17 protein-coding genes, 1 tRNA gene, 1 pseudogene and 1 riboswitch are annotated in these 20,178 nt (G+C 51.8%); of the genes and pseudogenes, 12 read left to right on the top strand and 7 right to left on the bottom strand.

Features of this window, described 5'->3' with window-relative positions:
- Positions 1–112: 112 nt before the first annotated feature.
- On the bottom strand, positions 113–496 hold the full coding sequence (locus tag LAT75_RS10505) for a BlaI/MecI/CopY family transcriptional regulator (protein ID WP_291482620.1): 384 nt from the start codon (positions 494–496) through the stop codon (positions 113–115).
- A gap of 413 nt (positions 497–909) precedes the next feature.
- Between LAT75_RS10505 and LAT75_RS10500 the strand changes: the two genes are divergently transcribed.
- A complete protein-coding gene (locus LAT75_RS10500; protein ID WP_291482619.1) occupies positions 910–1,407 on the top strand; it encodes a hypothetical protein in 498 nt (165 codons plus the stop codon).
- 81 nt (positions 1,408–1,488) lie between these two features.
- On the opposite strand, the gene LAT75_RS10495 is transcribed toward LAT75_RS10500, so the two are convergent.
- The 3 genes from LAT75_RS10495 to LAT75_RS10485 form a co-directional block, all read right to left on the bottom strand.
- Positions 1,489–3,948: a TonB-dependent receptor gene (locus tag LAT75_RS10495; RefSeq protein ID WP_291482618.1), complete on the bottom strand. Its 2,460-nt coding sequence runs from the start codon at positions 3,946–3,948 to the stop codon at positions 1,489–1,491.
- 85 nt (positions 3,949–4,033) lie between these two features.
- Positions 4,034–4,128, bottom strand: a riboswitch (TPP riboswitch).
- 199 nt (positions 4,129–4,327) lie between these two features.
- On the bottom strand, positions 4,328–5,674 hold the full coding sequence (locus LAT75_RS10490) for a serine hydrolase (RefSeq protein ID WP_291482617.1): 1,347 nt from the start codon (positions 5,672–5,674) through the stop codon (positions 4,328–4,330).
- A 47-nt stretch (positions 5,675–5,721) separates the two neighbouring features.
- Positions 5,722–6,627, bottom strand: coding sequence for an SDR family NAD(P)-dependent oxidoreductase (locus LAT75_RS10485; RefSeq protein ID WP_291482616.1), 906 nt, complete (start codon positions 6,625–6,627; stop codon positions 5,722–5,724).
- A gap of 866 nt (positions 6,628–7,493) precedes the next feature.
- On the opposite strand from LAT75_RS10485, the gene LAT75_RS10480 reads away from it, so the two are divergent.
- From LAT75_RS10480 to LAT75_RS10435, 10 genes are all read left to right on the top strand, one after another.
- The gene (locus LAT75_RS10480) at positions 7,494–8,711 is read left to right on the top strand and encodes a site-specific integrase (RefSeq protein WP_291482615.1); all 1,218 of its coding nucleotides are present in this window, start codon (positions 7,494–7,496) and stop codon (positions 8,709–8,711) included.
- Positions 8,712–8,774: 63 nt separating this feature from the next.
- On the top strand, positions 8,775–9,848 hold the full coding sequence (locus LAT75_RS10475) for a hypothetical protein (RefSeq protein WP_291482614.1): 1,074 nt from the start codon (positions 8,775–8,777) through the stop codon (positions 9,846–9,848).
- 111 nt (positions 9,849–9,959) lie between these two features.
- Positions 9,960–10,244, top strand: coding sequence for a helix-turn-helix domain-containing protein (locus LAT75_RS10470; RefSeq protein WP_291482613.1), 285 nt, complete (start codon positions 9,960–9,962; stop codon positions 10,242–10,244).
- 364 nt (positions 10,245–10,608) lie between these two features.
- Positions 10,609–11,856 carry a phage/plasmid primase, P4 family gene (locus tag LAT75_RS10465; RefSeq protein ID WP_291482612.1) on the top strand — a complete coding sequence of 416 codons (1,248 nt, stop codon included), beginning with the start codon at positions 10,609–10,611 and terminating at the stop codon, positions 11,854–11,856.
- Positions 11,846–13,069 (top strand): DUF6371 domain-containing protein, encoded by a 1,224-nt coding sequence (locus LAT75_RS10460; protein ID WP_291482611.1) that lies wholly within the window; start codon positions 11,846–11,848, stop codon positions 13,067–13,069. Before LAT75_RS10465 ends, LAT75_RS10460 begins: the two co-directional genes overlap by 11 nt.
- Positions 13,070–13,110: 41 nt before the next feature.
- Positions 13,111–13,410 (top strand): hypothetical protein, encoded by a 300-nt coding sequence (locus tag LAT75_RS10455; RefSeq protein ID WP_291482610.1) that lies wholly within the window; start codon positions 13,111–13,113, stop codon positions 13,408–13,410.
- A gap of 183 nt (positions 13,411–13,593) precedes the next feature.
- Positions 13,594–14,076, top strand: coding sequence for a hypothetical protein (locus LAT75_RS10450; protein WP_291482609.1), 483 nt, complete (start codon positions 13,594–13,596; stop codon positions 14,074–14,076).
- A 241-nt stretch (positions 14,077–14,317) separates the two neighbouring features.
- Positions 14,318–14,467, top strand: coding sequence for a hypothetical protein (locus LAT75_RS10445; RefSeq protein ID WP_291482608.1), 150 nt, complete (start codon positions 14,318–14,320; stop codon positions 14,465–14,467).
- A 195-nt stretch (positions 14,468–14,662) separates the two neighbouring features.
- The gene (locus tag LAT75_RS10440; RefSeq protein ID WP_291482607.1) at positions 14,663–14,941 is read left to right on the top strand and encodes a hypothetical protein; all 279 of its coding nucleotides are present in this window, start codon (positions 14,663–14,665) and stop codon (positions 14,939–14,941) included.
- 5 nt (positions 14,942–14,946) lie between these two features.
- The gene (locus LAT75_RS10435) at positions 14,947–15,150 is read left to right on the top strand and encodes a hypothetical protein (RefSeq protein ID WP_291482606.1); all 204 of its coding nucleotides are present in this window, start codon (positions 14,947–14,949) and stop codon (positions 15,148–15,150) included.
- 373 nt (positions 15,151–15,523) lie between these two features.
- Here LAT75_RS10435 and LAT75_RS10430 read toward each other — a convergent pair.
- A tRNA-Arg gene (locus LAT75_RS10430) sits at positions 15,524–15,596 on the bottom strand.
- Positions 15,597–15,723: 127 nt separating this feature from the next.
- Here LAT75_RS10430 and LAT75_RS10425 point away from each other — a divergent pair.
- Positions 15,724–18,240, top strand: a complete 2,517-nt coding sequence (locus tag LAT75_RS10425; protein WP_291482605.1) for a DUF5686 and carboxypeptidase-like regulatory domain-containing protein — start codon at positions 15,724–15,726, stop codon at positions 18,238–18,240.
- Positions 18,241–18,534: 294 nt separating this feature from the next.
- Here the strand turns inward: LAT75_RS10425 and LAT75_RS10420 are convergent, their stop codons facing one another.
- Together LAT75_RS10420 and LAT75_RS10415 are read right to left on the bottom strand one after the other, a co-directional pair.
- Positions 18,535–19,323: a hypothetical protein gene (locus LAT75_RS10420; protein WP_291482604.1), complete on the bottom strand. Its 789-nt coding sequence runs from the start codon at positions 19,321–19,323 to the stop codon at positions 18,535–18,537.
- Positions 19,324–19,334: 11 nt separating this feature from the next.
- Positions 19,335–20,178 (bottom strand): annotated as a pseudogene (locus tag LAT75_RS10415) (hypothetical protein); the annotation flags it as partial.

The raw sequence follows: 20,178 nt of genomic DNA, 5'->3' as shown, positions 1-20,178 counted from the left end.
TCAGCAGCGGACTGCCGTTTTGGTTGAAACGGAGCACGAGCAGCATCAGCAGGGCGAAGACCGTCCAGATCAGCAGGGCCGGGGTGAGGGAGAAGAGCAGGGTTTCCATAGCTTAGCTGCCCCCGCGGAGTTTTTCGATGAGGGATTCGATTTCGGCCTTTTCTTCCGGTTTAAGCGCCTCGTTTTCGACCAGGCTCTGCACCATCTCAGCCGGGGAGCCTTTGAAAACCTTATCGAGCATCTGCCGCAGCAGGCTGTGTTTCACCTCCGATTCCGGCTTTTCAGCCCGGTAAACATAGGTGAGTCCGTCCTTGCGGAAGCTGAGCAGACCCTTGTCGGCCAGCTTTTTCATGATGGTCATTACCGTAGTGTAGGCCACTTTGCGGTATCCGAGAATGTGCTCGTGCACCTCGGCTACGGTAGCCTCACCTTTATCCCACACGATGTGCAGAATTTCCATTTCGGAATCTCCGACCGGAGTGATCGTCTTTTTCATAGGGAATCGTTTACTAATTGTTTAATACTACAGGGTTAGTATAAGGGATTGACTAAATACTATGCAAGTAGTATTTCGTATTTAGTTGAATTAGAGTATAAAAAACGTTGAAGTCAGCCAAATCGGCCTGCAAATGAACAAAATGTCATTTTTGAAGTAGCTTATTTGAATAGCTGGGTGATGGTTTTTGGAAGCAGTTTTCCGGATTGGAAATCCGCTTTCAGCAGGTCACGGTGTGGTCATAATGTTTTGGTAACTGCAAAAATGGCAATGAGATAGCGCTTTCAGGCTTTTTTGGGCATGAATACTGCCTTTGTGTGGGTGTTAGTCTGTACAGAAGGCTGGCATGGTCCGGTGCCCGGGTTTCGGGCAAGGGACCCATCACCCTAAAAAAAACACAAAATCACAAAGCTATGAGAACACTACTACCATCATTCAAAGCTGTTGTTGCCGGTTTGGCAGTTGTATTCACCCTTCAGCCCGTAACGCTCAGTTCAGCACACCTCGGCGGTACTGCCGCCGGAACCGACTCCCTGCACTACCATCAGCCAGCTGCTGATGAGGTTGCGGTTCGTCTTGCGGAAGCTGACATCGCGCGGATTGCCCTGAATTTTGCTGAGGCACTGCGCTCGGAAAACCCGGGCGTGCGGGAATCAGCCGTGTATCACGGATTCCTTTTCAGGCTGATGTTCCCGGATGCGAACATGCACGAAATGAACCGTGCACTGAAAGATCTGTCGGATAACGAAACAAGTCCGGCACTCCGTTACAGGGCCCATCTTGCCTGGTATTTCTTTGAATCTGAAGAATTTCATATGCTGCTGCCGCTCGATAAAATTCCGAAAGAGGAGGAGCTGTTCAGGCGTGCTCAGGAAGTGATTACAGGTAAAATGTACTCAGCCGGAATCTGACGGAAAGGAAACAGCACAAAAAACGGGCTCTCTGTTTTCAGCAGAGAGCCCGTACTATTTTGGTTGGGATGGGAAAGAAAATCAGAACTGCAGGCTCAGCTGCACGAGGAAGTTCCGCTCGGCCTGCGGGAAGAAGTAGTTGAAACGCTGCTCTTCACCGCCTGCTATAAAGCCGAAGGTATAGCCGTTCGACTCATAGAGTTCGTTGAAGAGGTTATTCACCAGCAGAGAAAGCGTTGCACGCCTCGTTTGCGGAATGAAACCGGCCTGCCAGCTCAGGCGCAGATCCGTAACAAAGAAAGGATCGATCGACCGATTTTTATTGGAGGTGTTGTCGAGATACTGACGCGACACATACCGGTTCATAACATCAGCCGTGAAATCGCCCTGCGTGAACCGCAGCTGTGAATTGCTGAGGAGCGCCGGTGACAGGGATATGTCGGTGTTGCGGTGCTCGGTTTGTTCCTGAACGCCGGTATCGAAATTATCGACGAACTCGATGTAGCGGTCAATTTTGTTCTCACTCAGGGTGAGGTTTCCGCTCCACTGCAGCCAGTCGGTAATCCGGAACGCGCCTTCCAGCTCAATGCCGAGCCGGTAGCTGTCCGGCACGTTGTTGCGGATCTGCTGCCCCACATCGTTTACCTCGCCGGTGAGGATAAGCTGATCTTTGTAGCGCATGTAGTACAGGTTTGCGCCAAAGAAGGCGTTGCCGAAATTGGCCTGCCAGCCTGCTTCGAGGTTGTACAGGGTTTCAGGGCTCGGTCGGGAATCCGGCGTTGAGCGGGTGTACTCGCGGCGGGTTGGTTCTTTCCCGGCTACAGAAAAGGAAGTGTACAGCCGCTGACCCGGCGCAAGCTGATACACAAGGCCTGCTTTTGGGTTAAAAAACCACAGTTCGTGATCTTGCGTGATTTCTTCCAGGGTACGGTCGAAACCGAGGAATTCGTAGTAGATGCGCCGGACCTGCGCATCGCCGTACACGCTCAGCCGGTCGGTGAAGTGCCAGGTGAGCTTGGCAAAAAGGTTGCCGTCGGTTTTGAAGCCGTTGTTGTCGTAGTAGCGGTCGCGGATGTCGAGATTGTTGGCGAAACGTGCCCAGATGACCTCCCCGAAATGGTCGCCGTCGTACTCGTTATAGGCGCCGCCTGCTACAAAGCGGAAGCGGTCGGTAGCATACTCGGTATTGAGCACCACGCCGTAGAAGTGATTATCGAGCCAGCGCCTGCGGATGATATCGGTGCGGGTCACCAGATTTTCACCCAGCAGAAAGGGTTCGATGCCGTAGGTACTGAGCCGGTCGTTGGCACGGAATTCTTCAAAATAGCCCTTGCCGCGGGTATAGTGCAGGGAGGCGTTTGCAAGCCAGGAGTCCGTGAGGCGGTAGGAGTAGTGCAGCTGATAGTGCTCCTGACGGTAGTTATCGGTCTGATTGTCGTAGGTAAACTCATTCATGCGCCGGTTGGTAGCAAGCTCCGATTCCGGAACGCCGTTCCAGGCCTGATAGGTCTGCTCACGGCCGCTCAGAATTTTGAAGCTGAGCAGGCTCCGGTCGCCGTATCTGCTCGCGGTTACGGCATAGGAAGTGAGGTCAGAAAAGGCGCGGTCGATGTAGCCGTCCGATTCAATTTTGGACAGGCGCGCATCGAAGGCCCAGCCGTTGTTGAGCAGGCCTGTGCCAGCCCGAAGCGTGTGCCGCCGCGTGTTGTAGCTGCCTACGGCGTTGGTGACTTCCGCATACGGGTCGTAGTTAAGGGCCCCGGTCGAAATGTTGATGCTCGCCCCGAATGCCGCCTGACCGTTGGTTGAAGTACCGACGCCCCGCTGAATCTGCAGGCTTTCCACAGAGGAGGCAAAATCAGGCATGTTCACCCAAAACACGCCGTGGCTTTCAGAGTCGTTCAGCGGTATGCCGTTGATGGTGACGTTAATCCGGCTCGGATCAACACCGCGCACCCGAATACCGGTGTACCCGATTCCTGCTCCGGCATCGGAGCTTGCCAGCACTGAGGGCGTCATCTGAAGCAGAAACGGCAGATCCTGACCGAGATTTCGTTCTTCAATCTGCTCCCGGCTCACGTTGGTGAAGCTCATGGGGGTGGACTCATCAGACCGGATGCCCGATACAATCACCGCATCGCTGAGCTGCGTGGTTTCCTGAAGCGAGATTACGAGGGGGGAATCAGAGATATCGTCGAGGGTGATGATGCGGCTGCGGTAGCCGATGTAGCGCACTTCAAGTGCCGGGCTGTCATCAGGGAGCAGCTGCAGGGTGAAGGTGCCGTCAACTGCGGAACCGGTGCCGTTGCTTGTGCCGCGCTGCAAAATAGTGGCCCCGGGAAGGGGCTCCTGCGTACGTGCGTCAACAACGGTGCCGGAAAGGGCGCGCTGCTGTGCCTGTGCGGTATGGGCTGACCCAAAAAAGACGGCAATTAGCGCGAGGCTGAGCGTCAGTTTGATGATAGTGTTTGCAGACAGGAAGCCGGATGCGGCTTCTTTGAAAATACAGGGCTTCAGAAAGCCGGTTTGTACGTGATGCATATATCCTCCAAAATGTTCAGATTAAACATTGGAGGTGCTTGTCGTGTTGAGAATCAAAGCAGCGGATGCAATCAGGAAAGGCGTTGCTGCATCCGAAAGGTTTCCCTACGCCGGTATTACCCGGATCAGGTTTTGGGGTATGATCTCAGCTCACAAAAGTAAGCACCCCCAACCTTGTGGTTGGTTGGTTGCAAAAGCCGTTCTGGCGCTTGCAAGTTCCAAATATAAGGCATGCCCCGGCAAACAGCAATGAAATCCGCACCGGAAGGCTGCCAGTGTGGATTCAGGCTAAGTTCAAAAAAGAACCGGGTGAACTGTTGTAAGCGGGAGCCTTTTGGCTTAGCGCTTTCTTCATGCCGGCTAAACGTTTCGCCAAAATTTACTTCAGAAGCAGCATTTGCCTGTAAAGAACCTTGTCTCCGGCGCGCAGCTTGTACAGATAGAACCCGCCGGCGAGCCCGCCCGCATCAAAGCGGACGCTGTGCGAACCGGGTGCAAGCTGTCCGTTCAAGAGGCTTTGTACATGCCGCCCAAGTACATCGTACACATCAAGATTCACAACCGAAGCTTCCGGAAGATGAAACCTGATTACGGTCGCCGGATTAAACGGATTGGGGTAATTTTGCTCAAGTCTGAAGCCGGCCGGCTTTTCCGGGGCTACAGAAGTAGCCGGGGCCCGTACCTGATTGAGGCGCTGCCAGAGCTCATTGGTAAATGCAAAAATATTTGTTTCAGGCTCCTGACCCATCCGCACGACGATCAGCTCTTCGGAAGGCACAATATTGAGGATCTGCGCATTCATCCCCATAGCGGCATACATATCCGCAGGAGCATCAGGTAAGAGCATGCCCGGAAAGGAAACCGCAAAACCTGGCGGGATGAAAGATTCCTGCCCGTTAATCCACCACAGGTAGCCATAGGCGGGGTTAAGGTTTTGTGAGGGGGATATCATTTGAGTGAAGAATTCTTCAGAAAGAAGCGGATCGTTGCCGGCCCAGGAAGTTCCGTGCCTCACAAAGAGACCAAAGCGTGCTTTACTGGGCGCATTGCTCACAAAAACCCGGTTAAACCCGGAAGCGCCCTCTGCATAAAAACCCGAAAAACCGGGAATCGCGGTCATTTTTTGTTGGGTGAGCTGATTCAGCTCCAGCCCCGATGCCGCTTCCAGAATGTGGGTGAGCAGGGTGTAGGGCGCGTTATGGTAATACCACTGTGTGCCTGCTTCTGCCCGAAACTGAAGGCAGCCGGGCAGGGTGCAGTTTTGGTCATCCACCGCATAATCAAGCCCGGTTGTCATGGTGAGCTGATGCCAGGGCGTAATCAGCGCCTCCTGATCGGGGCTGAGGGAGGTCCAGCCCTCACCCAGCCAGATAGAAGAGGGCGAATGCAGGTCAATGATGCCCTCATTTCCCAGCGCGCCGACCAAAGCCGCCGTTACGGTTTTACCGGCTGAAGCCCAGTACCAGGGCGTGTTTCGGCTGATGCCGAAGTATTGCTCGACCACAATGCGCCCGTCCTTCAGAATAATGAACGCACGGGTCTGCTGCTCTTCAAGCCATCCGAGCATTTCAGCGAGCGCTTCCGCATCCCAGCCAAGGGCTGCCGGACTTGCGGTTTCCCAGGCCTCATTATCAGCCGGAGGAAAGTACGCCTCCTGTGCCGACAAGCTTTGAAATGCGCCTGACAGCAGGGAGGAAATAAGCAGGAGCAGAGAAAAATTTTTCATAAAAGAAATTTCAAAAAGGGGGGAGGATTCGAACCCGAAAACCAGGCTCAGGCCGACGACGCCCCGTCGGCCTTGATGTCATCGCCGTTGAGGAAAAGGTTTTGCGCCAGGCACATGCTCATCATCACCCGGGCGACTTCCTCGGGCTCGGCGATGCGCCCCATCGGGCTGTTTGCACCGATGTTATCGAGGCTGCCGCCTACAAAGCGGCGCAGCAGTTCGGTGCGCGTGCCGCCGGGGGAGAGGCTCAGCACCCGGATGCCATGCCGCGCGTTGGCCGCCGCAGCCGACCGTGTGAGGCCAATCACCGCGTGCTTACTCGCCGCATACGCCCCGAAAGCCGCCGAACCCCGGTGCGAAAGCATCGAACCCACGTTGACAATCACCCCGCTGCCCTGCTCCCGCATGTACGGAATCTGATGCCGCATGCAGTACATCACCCCGTTCACATTGGTCTGCATCAGGTCGTCGTAGCCCATGGTGCCGCCCGTGCTGATTTCCTCAAAGCCGCCCCGCGGCCCCTCTATGCCCGCATTGTTGAACGCGATATCTATTCGGCCATAGGCCTGCACGCAGCCGTCGGTGAAGGCTTTCACTTCTTCTTCCAAACGCACATCAGCCCGCATAAAGGTCGCTTCGCCACCGGCGGCTCTGATGTCCCGCTGAACCGCTTCGCCGCGCTCGGTACGCCTTCCGCAGAAAAACACCCGCGCGCCTTCCCGTGCAAACTCGCGCGCAGCCGCCTCCCCGATGCCGGAAGTCGCCCCGGTGATGAGCACGACCTTGCCGGCAAAAAGTCCGCCGAAACCTTCACCGCTGTGCTCGCCTTCCGAAGCCTGCGCCTGCCCGCCAAGCCCGAGCGCAGCCAGCCCCGCAAGACCGGCCGCCCCGGTTCTGATAAATTTCCGCCGGTTAAACTCTTGTGATGAATTCTTTCCCTGATCCGCTTTCATAAGCAGTACCTCTCTCCGATTATGTTTTTAGATGTGTAGGGTGATGTGCTTCCGGCCTGAAATCCGCTCCTGAAGCTTTAATCCGACCGGAGGTTTTTTCATGGCATGATGCCATCACCCTAAACAGTAAACCAAAATTCTGAGAAAAAAACCAATAAAAGCCATCCGGGTTGCTCAATCTGTAATCAGAGGTGTCAGTCAGCAGACTTTATCAGCACGAGTAAGGTAAGTGCTAACATAAACGCTACCTTCTGAAAACGAAAGCACCCTGCAATCCCTGGACGTTGCGAACAATGCAGACACCGTGATCACATTCAACGCAGTCACAGCAGCAAACCCATCGTTTCAGTTTAGCGGAGATCCGGCTCAGTACCCACTTGCAAATTTTCCAAAGGCTACAGTTACCATCAACATTGTTGGTGACAGGGTGGGGTCGGGCGTCAATGCTCTGGTGATGACGGAAATTATTGACCCTGACTTTTCAGAAGTCGTGTAGAATGCCGTGCTGACTTCCCCACATTTATGGGGAAGTCAGAAAAAACTGAAAAATAATGGTTGTGGGGAAGTGCTGTTTTTGTGGGGAAGCTGTGGGGAAGAATTGTGAAAACACTGGAATTATTGGAACATTGGGCCAATGGGGAAGAAAAAAAAACCTACTCTGAATGCTTGTTTAAGCGATTCTGAGCAGGTTTTTGGGGGTGACCCGGCCGGAACTTGAACCCCTAAAGAATAGTTCAGCGGTATTCTGTAAAAACAGCTTTTATTTGAATTTAAAAGGCATTTTAGCACAAAATCTAAGCAAATCAAAGCAATATTCTGTATCTTTCATTGGTAACAATATTGGTAACACCAAAACAGGCCCCCCAATGAAAATAAGTTTTACCCTGAAACCCTATCTGCTGAAAAGGCGGAAAAAAGCTGATGGCAGTTACCCGATTTATATCAGGATAACCAAAGCCGGAAAGTATTCACTTCAATCAACAGGTATCAGCGTTGATGAAAAACAGTGGAACCCGGAAAAGGCTGAAGTAAGGCGGAACCACCCTAAACAACGAGTGCTGAACAGCCGGATTCAGTCTGAAATTTTAAAGCTTCAGCAGCTTATCGATACCCTGCCGGATGATGCCAGCCTTGATGATATACGGAACAGTATTTCAGATTCAGGCACAGATCAGGCCCTTGATTTCTTTGCTTATGCTGAACGCTTCATTGAAGCCCTGAAAGCGGATAGAATGCTATGGCCTGTAAGGCATACCCGTGTTACCGTTGGATATTTAAGGGAATACCTGAATGCTGATAAATTCCCTTTTGAAAAGCTTGATCATAACATACTGGAAGGATTCAAGCGGTACCTGAAGGATGTTAAGGGGAATAACCCTAACACGGTTCATAAGCACTTCAAAAGTATCAAGAAAATCATAAAAAAGGCCCTGCTGGATGATCTGATTCAGATTAACCCTTTTGATAAGCTGGAGCCAATCAAATTACAAAAGGCCCAAAAAACCCGGCTTTCACTTGATCAGATACAGGCTATTGAAGCCCTTAAGCTTCAGCCCGGTTCATGGATGGATGTTACCCGTGATGCCTTCCTGTTCAGCTTTTATAATGCCGGTATCAGGTTTGGGGATATTGTACGGCTGAAGTGGTGCCATATCATAGATGGCCGCCTGAAATACAACATGGCCAAAACAGGCACCGGCAAAAATATCAAACTGCTGAAACCCGCCCTTGCTATACTGGAAAAATATCAGCCTGCAAAGCCTGATCCGGATGCCTTTATCTTTCCGATCCTGAAGCCAAACCGGGATTATTCTGATGATTACTACCTGAAGGCACAGATATCATCCAAGAATGTAATTGCCAACAAACAGCTTAAAAAGCTTGCTGCAATGGCAGGGATTCAGGATAATGTTTCTTTTCACGTATCCCGGCACAGCTTTGCAGATTACGCCCGAACAGCAGGAATCAGCATTTATGATATCAGCAAAGCCTTAGGGCATTCAGATATACAGATTACACAGGCATACCTGAAAAGCTTTGATGAAACCAGCCTTGATGCCAGCATGGAACAGCTTTTTGGCTGATGCTTTTCGCCAATGTTTGTTTAGCCCTTCATTTTATCACTTTTATCACAGAACAGGCCGCCAATGAAAGTACCCAAACAGCCCAATGAAGCCGTGAACAGAACGCCAATGCAGCCGCAAAAGCTGAAGGATACCTTTTTGATGTTGAGCAATTATTCCGCTGATGGAAAAGCTGATGGCATTTACAAAAATTGCGGATATCAGGGATATGAACAGTATGAACTTAGGGTTATACATGACCTGCCGTTCCTGTTATGGAAGCCTGAAAATGATCAGCAGATTACAAACCCTAATTCCAAATGGCAGGATTTTCAGGCAAAGCCGTATATCAGCTATGAATCCGATTCAAACGGATACACCTTCATACAAGCCCCGGCTGTTGTTAAACGGGATTCAGAACGCTTCAGAACAAACCGGCAGCAGCGGTATCAGGAATTTATCAAATCATTCAGCCCGGATACCGGCAGCCCGTTAAAGCTTTTGGCCGGTATTCATGGCCTTCATTCAATGCTGGAACAGCAGGCAGCCCGGCAGATTGAGCAGCTTGAATCTGCTGATCAGGAATTGATACGCCTGCTGAAAGTTTACCGGTTTGAAACCCAACAAAACATACTAAACACCGGCAGCCCCGAAACACAAACGGAACAGCTTCAGAACTTCATAATTGATACCCGGCACCTGTATCAATGGGGAATCCGGCACGTTGCGAACACAGAAACCCTGTTGCAACACTGGATACCCAAAAGGATTGAGCAGCCTTTTGTACCCGCCCCGATTGGCCAAAGCCTGATGAATGGTATTAAGGCCCTGATGCCCAAAAAGGAAAGGATTCTGAACAGCATGATTCCGATTATTGAAAAGCTGATCCACATTGAAACCCTGAAGTATTACGCCCTGAATGATATGCCGGTGCTGGATAATGATCAGGGTTTACCCGAACTAACGGCACCAAATGAAATACAGCAGTTTGATAAATTCTATTGGGATACAGCCCAAACGTATAAAAACGAAGCGAATGTAACATGGGAAAGCACTTTTGATTACATGGAGTACAAAAGGAGCGAATTAGGCCTTGATGTAAAGTATTCAAGTTTTGAATCATTTAATACAAGGCGGAAGGCGATGAGAATCAGGTAAGCCGGGGGAACTATGTTACCCCATTAAGGGGAACCGTGTTACTTAAAACATTAATTTATAATGCCTTAGTTTGCTTTCAGTTAATTCACACAAACAAAACCTGAAAGCAATATGCAAACCTATTTACCTACAAAGCAGGAACTTGATCAGGCCATTAAACAGGCCGTATCTGAAGCCGTTCAGGAAGTGCTGCCGGTGCTGATCCGGAAAGCCACCGCAAAAGAATTTTTAACGAAGGAAGAACTTCAGGAATTAACCGGCTGGAGTGCCCGAACCCTTCAGAACCTAAGGGATACCCGGCAGATACCCTTTTCGCAGCACGGCAAAAAGATCCTGTATCCTTATGATGGAATCATGCAATTCCTGAAGGATAACCATATCAAGCCGCTTAAATAAAATGGGGGAACAGGCCAACATGATTACCCCTGATGATATCCAAAAGGAAGCGGAAGCCCTGTTGATTGAAGGGCACAAAACGCCACCGGCACCGGCTGTAACAGCTGTTTTATCTGAACTGCTGAAGGATGTAAGCTATATCAATTTTGGTGAAATCGTAAATGGCAGGGTAAATGCCCGGCTGGATGAAATCAGAGAAAAGCTATATGTAACCGGTGCTGATGGCAGTATTCAGGAGAACCCTGAAACCAGCAAAGATGAAAGCGAAGCCCTGCAAAAGGAACGGGATGCCCTAAACAAGCAGATAAAAAAAATCACCCAAAAGCATTACAAGATAATCACCATTGAAAAGCTGATGGGATTAATGAAAGCCAAACAGTGGGGATTATGCCACCGGCAGGGCTTTTATTACGCTTACAATGGCCAATATTGGGTAACGATTGATGCCGAAGTTATTAAAAGCTTTTTGAAAGCTGTTGCCCTGAAAATGGGAGTACCTAAGTTTGATGCTAAAGATGCCGATTTTAGCCGGAAGCTTTTTGAACAGTTTGTTTCTGATGCTTACCTGCCGGAACCTGAACGGGATGGCAAAAAGGTGCTGATAAACCTGCAAAACGGCACTTTTGAAATTACCCCTGAAGGCCACAAACTGAAGGAATTCAGCCTTGATGATTTTATTACCTATCAGCTGCCTTTCAATTATGAACCTGAAGCGGATGCCCCGCTATTTAAACGCTTTTTGGCTGAAGTGCTGCCGGATCAGCAAAGCCGGGCCGTGTTATCTGAATACTTTGGATGGATATTTATCAAAAATCTGAAGCTTGAAAAAGCGTTGATATTGTATGGTTCAGGTGCAAACGGGAAATCTGTAATTTTTGATATTTTGACCGCCCTTTTAGGGCCGGAAAACGTTACAAGTTACCCGCTGAAATCTTTAACGGATGAACAGGGATACCACCGGGCTAAGCTTTCCCAAACCCTTGTAAATTACGCAAGTGAAATATCCGGCAGCCTTGATGTGAATATGTTTAAAGCCCTGATATCAGGTGAACCGGTTCAGGCCCGGCTGCCATACAAAGAGCCGTTTATGCTCACTGATTACGGTAAGTTTATTTTTAATGCCAATGAACTGCCTGTTGCAAGTGAAATCACAAGGGCTTTTTTTCGCAGGTTCCTGATTCTGCCGTTCCCTGTTGAAATACCACCGGAACAGCAGGATAAAAAGCTTGCTGATAAAATAATCAGCCGTGAACTGCCGGGAGTGCTGAACTGGATACTTGAAGGGCTTCAGCGTTTGATCAAACAGGGAAATTTCAGCCCTTGCCTTGCTGCTGATGCTGCTGCCGATCAGTACAGGGCCGAAAGCGACACGGTAAAGCTTTTTGTTGATGAATACGAATATGAAAAAACAGCCGAAACAGGGCCCGAATACCAATACCAATTAAAGGCGGTTTATACGAATTATCGGGAATACTGTTCTAATGATGGATACAGGAACGTATCAAAAGGCAAATTTAAAAAACGGCTTTTAGCCATTGGCTTTATCATAGATAGAACAAGTAAGGGCTTAACGCTTTATGCAAAGAAAACAGCGGGGGAATATGAAGGCTGAACCCCGCTTTTCACTTGATACCAACAGCAAAAAGCACGTTTGCCCTGCCTGCAAAAAAAGGCGGTTTGTGCCATACCTTGATAAAAACACAGGCCAGCCCCTGAACCCGGATGTTGGTAAATGCGACCGGGCCGAAAGTTGCAGCTACCATTTAACGCCCCGTGAATACTTTCAGCGAACAGGTACCCGCCCCGATTCATGGCAGGCACCGGCAGCAGCAATGCCGAAACCCAAACCTGAAAAGCCGGGCCGCCTGCCGTTTAGCATGGTACAGAAAACACTGAACCGCTATGATGAAAACCAGCTTGTAAAGTGGATGGCAGCCCTGCCGGGATGGAATGCCGAAACAGCGGAACAGGCCGCCCGAATGTATCATGTTGGCACCGGCAGCGGATCGGTAAACGGATGGCCTATCTTTTGGCAGATTGACAACCAGCAGCAGGCCCGATCCGGAAAGCTGATCAGGTACAATGAATCAACAGGCAAGCGGATTAAGGAAGGTTATTCCTATGATTGGATACACAGCAAGCTAAAAAAGGCCGGGCGCCTGCCAGCTGATAAATCTGAATGGTGCCTTGATCAATGCCTTTTTGGCCTTCACCTGATCCGTGATGATATCAGCAAACCCGTTGCCATAGTTGAAAGCGAAAAAACAGCCCTGATTGCTTCAGTTTATGTACCAAGTTTACTATGGATGGCAGCCGGTGCCCTTGAAGGGCTTCAAACCAAAAAGCTGATGCCGCTGAAAGGCCGTGATATTTTGCTGTTCCCGGATAAAGGGAATGCTTACCAAAAATGGCAGGAAAGGGCCGAACAGTTAAGGCACATGATACGGATGAAAGTATCATCCCTGCTGGAACAAAAGGCACCGGCTGAACATGATGGATATGATATTGCTGATTACCTGATTCAGCACAGCATATCAGCCGCTGAAGCTTCCAACACAAAGCCGGGCACGGTACCCGCCCCGCATGGAATGAACCCGTTCACCGGTGAAATATTTGATGAACGGGGATACCCCGCTGATTGGGATGATATACAGCCACCGGAACACGGCACCGCTGAAGCCCTTGATATGGTGAAGGCTGAACTGGATGCCGGTGCCATAGATGAAACAGAATTTATCAAACAAACCGATCCCAAAGCCGCCCGGATAATCAGCTTGTTTGATGCCGTACCTGAACAAAGCAAAAGCCGGGCATACATGATATAGGACGCCCCGGTTTAACCTTCACCACAACAAAAAAAAAGCCAATGACACCAAATACAACAGACACAAAAGAACAGCACGAAAAGCCGTATCAGCCAAATGATGATGAACTTGAATTGCTATATCACGAACATCATGCATTTAAGGCAGAAGCTGAAAGATTCAGGCACTACCTTCAATACCTATATTTGAAAAGCGCTGAATCTTTGGCCAAAGATACCGAACCACGAAATCCGGAATTTAACCGGGGGATAATGGCCGCCTGCCTTGAAGCCTATCTTCATTCAACAGGTAAAGAACTGTTCAGCCCAACACCTTACGGGGAAGATGGTATTCCATTCTGATCAGCCCGAAAAATCACCCCTATGTTTGGCCGGATGATGCCCGGCATAGGGGATGCCTGAAACCCGCCCTTGCAAAAGCGGGAAGATGACAAAGCAATGAAAACAAAAATAAAAGAAACAGCGGGAAACACCTGCTGTTTCTTATTTTGCTTCAATACTTTTTACTAATCAATAAGCAAACAAATGAAAAATATATTAACACTTTCAATTTTAATGCTAAGCTTTTTGTTGGCAAGCTGTTCAGGTTTAAGAGTTATCCCACAAGATGAATTTTATGTTGTTACCGGATACGACTTCACAGAATACACCGCAAAAGGCTTTCATATCACACCCGAAAGATATTTAGGCACATACGAACCAATAGGAGTTATCAGAATTCAGTATATCCCTGAATTTATCCGTGAAGGTGACCAAACAGCCGGAATGACAAGGGAGCAGTTAGAACAAAACTATGTTAGGCACGCAGACCCCACAAGGAATTTAGTTTATTGGCACGTAAGCAAGGTATCAGCTGATAATTTAATCCGTGAAGCTTATGAAGCAGCTTCAGCAATGGGAGCCAATCCAATTACCCATTTTGAAATTACAAGTGATAGCTACCAAAACGGCAGTATTACTGTACCAAGCGCTGTTTTAAGGGGCTTTGCAATTAAGCGATTAGATTAAAAGCGGATGCAAGCCGGGGGGATACCTTCAATTTATGCTGAATGCCCTTCAAACCCCGTTTTAAGGGGAATTTATATATTCCAATTTTAAAGCCCCCCCGGCAAAATGCGTATCTTCAAATAAAACAAAGAATTTAACCCCTGTACCAATGGCCATTAAACGCAGAAGCCGAAAGCCCCTAACGCTTGATGAATTGCGCTGTTCAATGAGTACGGCACTTAGGGAACTTGAAACAATTTTCATGGATGACACCGCTGAACACGAAACCCGTATCAGGGCTATTAACGCCCTTGCCACCTTATCAAACAGTTACAGCAAAGTAACCGAAATCAGCGACCTTGAAGCCCGTATTCAGGCGTTAGAAGCCGCAAAACTCAAAAAGGTATCATGAACAGGCTGAAAAGGATTGAAGCGTTAGAAGGCGAATTTTGCCAAAAAGCCCCGCCCCGTTTGGCAGTTGCTACCATTGACACAACAGGCAGCGTTCAGTTTACCCACAACGGCACAAAAAAAGACTTCCAAACCAAACAGCAGTACCAGCAATGGATAAACAAGGCGTACATGATCCCGCCCGTTACCCTTTATGTTGAATACGTTTAGCCGGATGAATACACAGCGACTAAAAAGAATTGAAGCCTTAGAAGGCGGAACCAACACCCGTGAACAGCAGCTTTATTCCCAAGCTTATCAGGATGGCCGGATCAGCCGGGATGAATACGAATTCAGCCGCCTTCATGCGGATGTAATTTTACCGCCCATTGTTTATGTCAACCAGCAGTTGGAACCAACAGCGGAACGGCTTCACCTTATCAGAGAAAAGGCAGGTATCATTCCGCCTATTAGATGGATTTCAGGTACAGAATAACCGGCATGAACCTAAAAAACCGCCTGAAAAAACTTGAAGCTGCCACCAGCCCCGGAAAGATATTTATAGTTGTTTCCAATATTGACGGTACCAATACAATACAGCCAACAGGCCAAAAGATAGCCGGGGATGCCGCCTATCAGGAATGGAGCGAACAGCAGCAGCAGCAGGAAGGCGCTTTCATTATTCGGATAGTTGGTAAGACGTAAGCAAACCCGGCACCGGGGATGTTTGGATGATTAAGCTATTTTTAAGCCGGTGCAAACAGGGCCGGGACATTCTGATTTCAGGATATCAGGGAATGAACCCCATAAAAAAACCGGCACCACCAAAGAAAGGCAGCACCGGTACAGGCCATTGATAATTTACGGCAGCAGGGGGAAAGTATCAAAAGAGATCACGCACCGGCAGCAGTGATAAAAGTGACAAAATGAAGCCCCAAACAAACTTTGGCGAAAAGCGTAAAGCCTGAACCTGTTCTAACAGATAGCAAATCCGGCTTTTTTTGGTAACATTTTTGGTAACAGGAAAAAACAAAGCCCCGTAAACTGAATATTTACAGGGCTTTATAAACTTGAATAGTGACCCGGCCGGGACTCGAACCCAGATCTAAAGCTTAGGAGGCTATCGTTCTATCCTGTTGAACTACCGGGTCAGCAGAGGTGGTTTAATTTGTTGTGTCGATAACAACGGGGCTAAATTTACGTAATCCGCCGTTATTCTGCGCTCCCTGAATTTCCCCGGCCGAATCCCCTTCGGCCGTTCATTTTTTGCCTTCCTAAATGACCTTTCTATTTAAAAAATCCGGGCAACCCAAGCCTGTAATGGTTCCGGCGGAGAGCCGGTCGGCAGGTTCAGCCGCTCATCACTTCTCAACCCTTACCGGCTGTCTGCTGTTGCTTCTGAGTCTGATGTTTTCGGCTCCGGCTCCGGCTTTCGCCGGCAACTTCTCTTTCAGTGAAACCGATTCCGAGGGCGCCTACCGGCTCACCGGTCGCGTTACGGATGCCGAAACCGGCGAAGGCCTGCCCGCGGTTAACATTCAGGTCGAGGGTACCTTCCGCGGGGCCATCACCAACAACGACGGCTTTTTCGACTTTCCGGTAAATGAGCTGCCCGCCGTTCTCATTTTCCGATACATCGGCTACGAGACCCGGTCCGTTTCCTTTACCTCCGAAACGGCCGATCAGCTGGTGGCGCTCAATCCTTCCGCCATCGAGCTTGAGGAGCTGGTGTTTACGGGCGAAGATCCCGCCAACCACATCATGGAGCGCGTTATTCTGCGCAAGCAGATGTGGCAGGAGCAGCTCGAAAACTGGCGGGCTGATGCCTACACGCGCACAAGCCTGAGCAACAACGAAGGCATCGTGAGCATCAGCGAGAGCCTTACCCAAACCTGGTGGAAGCGCGGTGAAGGGTTCCGGGAGTACATGATCGATCAGCGGCAGACCAGCAACCTGCTTGCAGACCAGAATTTTGCCGGCACCCGCAACCTTCCCAATTTTTATGATGATGAAATCGAAATTGCCGGCTTCAGGGTAATCGGCGTTACGCATCCCAACGCTTTCCGGTATTACGATTTCCGGGTTGAGGGCCGCCGCTACATCGGCAATCAGATAGTTTGGGATATCCGCGTGATTCCCAAAACCCGGCTTCAGCCCGTTTTTGAAGGCACGGTTTCGGTACTGGGCGATGTGTACGCCCTGCTCGAAGTAGATCTCGTGCCCGGCGAAATGATTTTCTTCCCGCCGCCGATTCAGGAGTTCGGCCTGCGGTACCGGCAGCAGTTCAGCAACTACGGCGGCGATTTCTGGCTGCCGGTTGATGTGCGCATCAACGGCCTGCTCGAAATTGGTTTCCCTGGCTTCCGCATCCCGGAAATCCGTTTCGATCTGGTTTCCTCGATTCGGGAGTACGAAGTAAATATCGCCGTTCCGGATTCGGTTTTCGGCACGCAGCGCCGGTTCACCCGCCTCAGCGAGCCCGAGCGTGCCCGCCTTGGCCGCAGCTTTGAGATCGAGCCGGAAGCCATCCCGCTTTCTGAAGCAGAGCGCCTCGCCTACGAAACCATCGACTCCACCCAAACCATCTCCGATGCCTTTCAGCCGACCGGTTTCCTGGCGCGCATCGCCGGGGAAGGTGCCGTGCAGACAGGCCCGCCCTCCCGCCGCGGATTTGTGCGCAATACCGAATGGCGGCCGCAGCTCCGGTTCAACCGCGCGGAAGAAATCTATGCCGGGCTCAACCCCCGCCTCAATATCATTCCGGAACTCAGCGTCGAAGCCCTTTTTGGCTACGGAACCGGCTCGGAAGATTTCACCTGGGGTGGTGCGGCCGTGTACCGCTTCCCGCAGGCCAACCGCCGGCTGAGTCTGCGCGCCGCCTACACCGCCGACACCCGCGCCCGGATTCCTTCACAGCAGCTGGGCTTTGGTGCAGCAAGCGCCGCCATGCTGCTTGGCTTTGATGATTACTTCGACTACTACCGGAGCGAGCGGTTCGCACTCACGGCAACCTACTTTTTCAGGCGGACGGTGCTGGAGAACCGGCTGCGGCTGCAGGCTGGCTTTATTTCGGACACGCAGCGGAGCATGCCGCAGGTTACGAGCTACTCCTTCCGCGGCGGGGTGGTGCAGCGCCCCAATGCGCCCATCGAGGAAGGCCAGATGCGCAGCCTCACCCTCAACCTGCGGCTCGGCGACGACCCCGCGCCCTTTGGCATTGCCGGCAGCAGCAGCGCCCTCGTGCAGTTTCAGCACAGCAGCGAAGACCTGTTGGGCAGCGATTTCACCTTCACCCGGATCAACGCCCGCGTCGATTTTCGCATCGAAACCATGTTCCGCCGCCGTTTTCTGGCCAACACCCTCGATCTGCGGCTGCAGGGCTTCACGCACTCCGGCGATTTACCGGTGCAGGCTTTCGGCGGCTTCGACAGCCGGCTGAGCCTGTTCACGCCCTTCGGAGGCTTCCGAACCGCGGGCAACCGCATAGTGGAGGGCGAACACGGCGCAGCCCTTTTCTGGGAGCACAACTTCCGGGGCGTACCCTTCGAGCTCATCGGCCTGCGCCGCGTGGCTCGGTCCGGCCTGGGCATTCTCGTACACGGCGCTTCCGGCCGCACCTGGATCGGCGACGACCGCCTGCAATCGCTGCCCTTCGAGCCGTTTTACGAGGGCCGCTGGCGCCATGAAACCGGCATCGCCCTCAACGGCCTGTTCAGCATTGCCCGCCTCGATGCGAGCTGGCGCCTCGACCGCCCCGGCTTCTTCGCCGGCATAAGCATAGCAAGGGTGTTTTGATGTAGCGATGGATGTGCTCCCAAACCTGAACCCGGCATCGGGGTTCAGGGCTGGTACCGCATCCCCCAAAAACCCAAACCCTGACAAACCCTCCGCGCTGCCGTAGTCTCGTTGATTTTTTTTATCGATGGATGTGCTCCCAAACCTGAACCCGGCATCGGGGTTCATCGCCGGTACCGCATCACCCTAAAACCCAACCCTGACAAACTTTCCGCGTAGTCGCAGCTTTGTCGTTTTTTTTGTATCGATGGATGTGCCCCCAAACCTGAACCCGGTTTTTTGTGAGGGGCAGCTTTATTCGAGCACGGAAACGGCCCTCGCGCGGACCAGCACATACACGTTGCGCTCATCCCGCCAGCGGGCGGCGACTTCAAACCAATCGGCATACACATCGGTCTGGAAAAAGCGCGCGCCCTCCTGCGACTGATTCAGGAAGCGGTCGAGTTGCTGCACCCGCACCTCGATGGTCGATGCCAGGTTTTTGAGGGCGTTCAGCTCGGCCTGTTTCCAGGAGGTTTGCTCGTTAATGAAGAGCGGGTGGGCGCCGGTTCCGTAGCTGAATTGGTCGTTTTGCGGCGGCGTGTCTACCCAGGCCGGTCTGCGACCGGGCGGCCGAAGGCGGCTGTCGGTGCGGCTTTGGGTGCTGCCGAACAGGGCGAGGTGCATGCTTCCCAAAACAGCTTCCGCGATAAGGTCGGGTTCGTTCGGCCGGGTGCCGAGGGTATCGGTGAATACTTCCCGGCCGGTTTCGCGGCCGGTGTGGCCGGGCGTGATTTCCCAAAAGCTGTTGTAGGTAACGCGCATCCCCGACTGTGCCTGAAGGGCGGCCTCCCCGCTGTGGCGGGCCGCAGCGAGCGAGTTTTCGGGGTACAGAAAGCTGTGCCGGCTGAACCCCGCTGCAAGCTGCCCCCTGCTTTCCGGCGGATTCAGAAACCAGCCCGGATACTGCGCCGCCGCAGTTGATGCAGGCTGAAGGGTGTTCACCGGCTTTGAGCTTCCGCATCCCCCAAAAATAAACAGGCTGACCGCCAGCAGGGCAGCCAGCCGTTTGAGTCGGGTGCGTGGTGCTGTTTCGAAACGCATCACCCTGAAAATTAAAAGGTGTGGATGGTAAGCTCCTGCCCGCGGAACATCGGCATGGTCATGCCGGCGCGGGCGCCGATGTAGGTCGGATCGGCAATCAGCCAGCGGTCGCCGGCGTGCCGGAAGCTGTCGCCGGGCACCGCATCCCCCACGCGCACAGCCGTAGCCATGTGCCCGGGCCAGCTCACCCCGACAACCTCAAGGCCGAGATAGCTTCTCACCAAAAAGGAGAAGAAAATGGCGCGGTCGTCACAGTCGGAGTAGGGGTAGTACAGAATTTGGTCGGGCGTCATGTATTTCTGCCGGCCAAACTGCTCGGTATCGGTTTTGTATTCGAAGGCGGTTTGGGCGAACCGCAGCAGGAAATTGAGGGACGTTTGCAGGTCCATTTCGTCCAGAATCGGGCGCAGTTGCGCGCCGAGCTGCGAGTACAGGCCCTGCGAGACCGGCGCGGCAAAGAAAAACTCCGGCGGCAGCGAGGGGAAGGTCGAAAGCAGCGAGCGGTAGCTGCGGTCGTAGCTGAGGCGGAAGCGGTAGTGCTCGCCCTCAAACTCAAAACTAAGGCTGGTTTCGGTGCTTCCGCGGGATGCGGGCACGGCCTCGAGACCTACGGAGGCCACGCGCAGGCTGCTTTCCTGATCGGGGGCGTAGGTGCGGATGCCGCCGGGCCGCTCGCTCGGGCTGTGACCGGCGAGGATTACGTAGTAGCGGGTTTGCGCGGGGCCGATGGTGTAAAAGTTGCGGTTGTACACGCGCTCCGATAGCGGCATAAGCAGGTGCAGCCGTTGCTCGGAGTAGCCCGCCTGCGCCTGAAGCCCGCTGTTGTGCAGCAGAAACCAGGCCAGGAAAACGGCC

Origin of the sequence: Cyclonatronum sp. (assembly GCF_022565315.1) — a bacterium.
GTDB lineage: Bacteria > Bacteroidota > Rhodothermia > Balneolales > Cyclonatronaceae > Cyclonatronum.
This window is presented reverse-complemented; position numbering and strand designations above follow the sequence as displayed.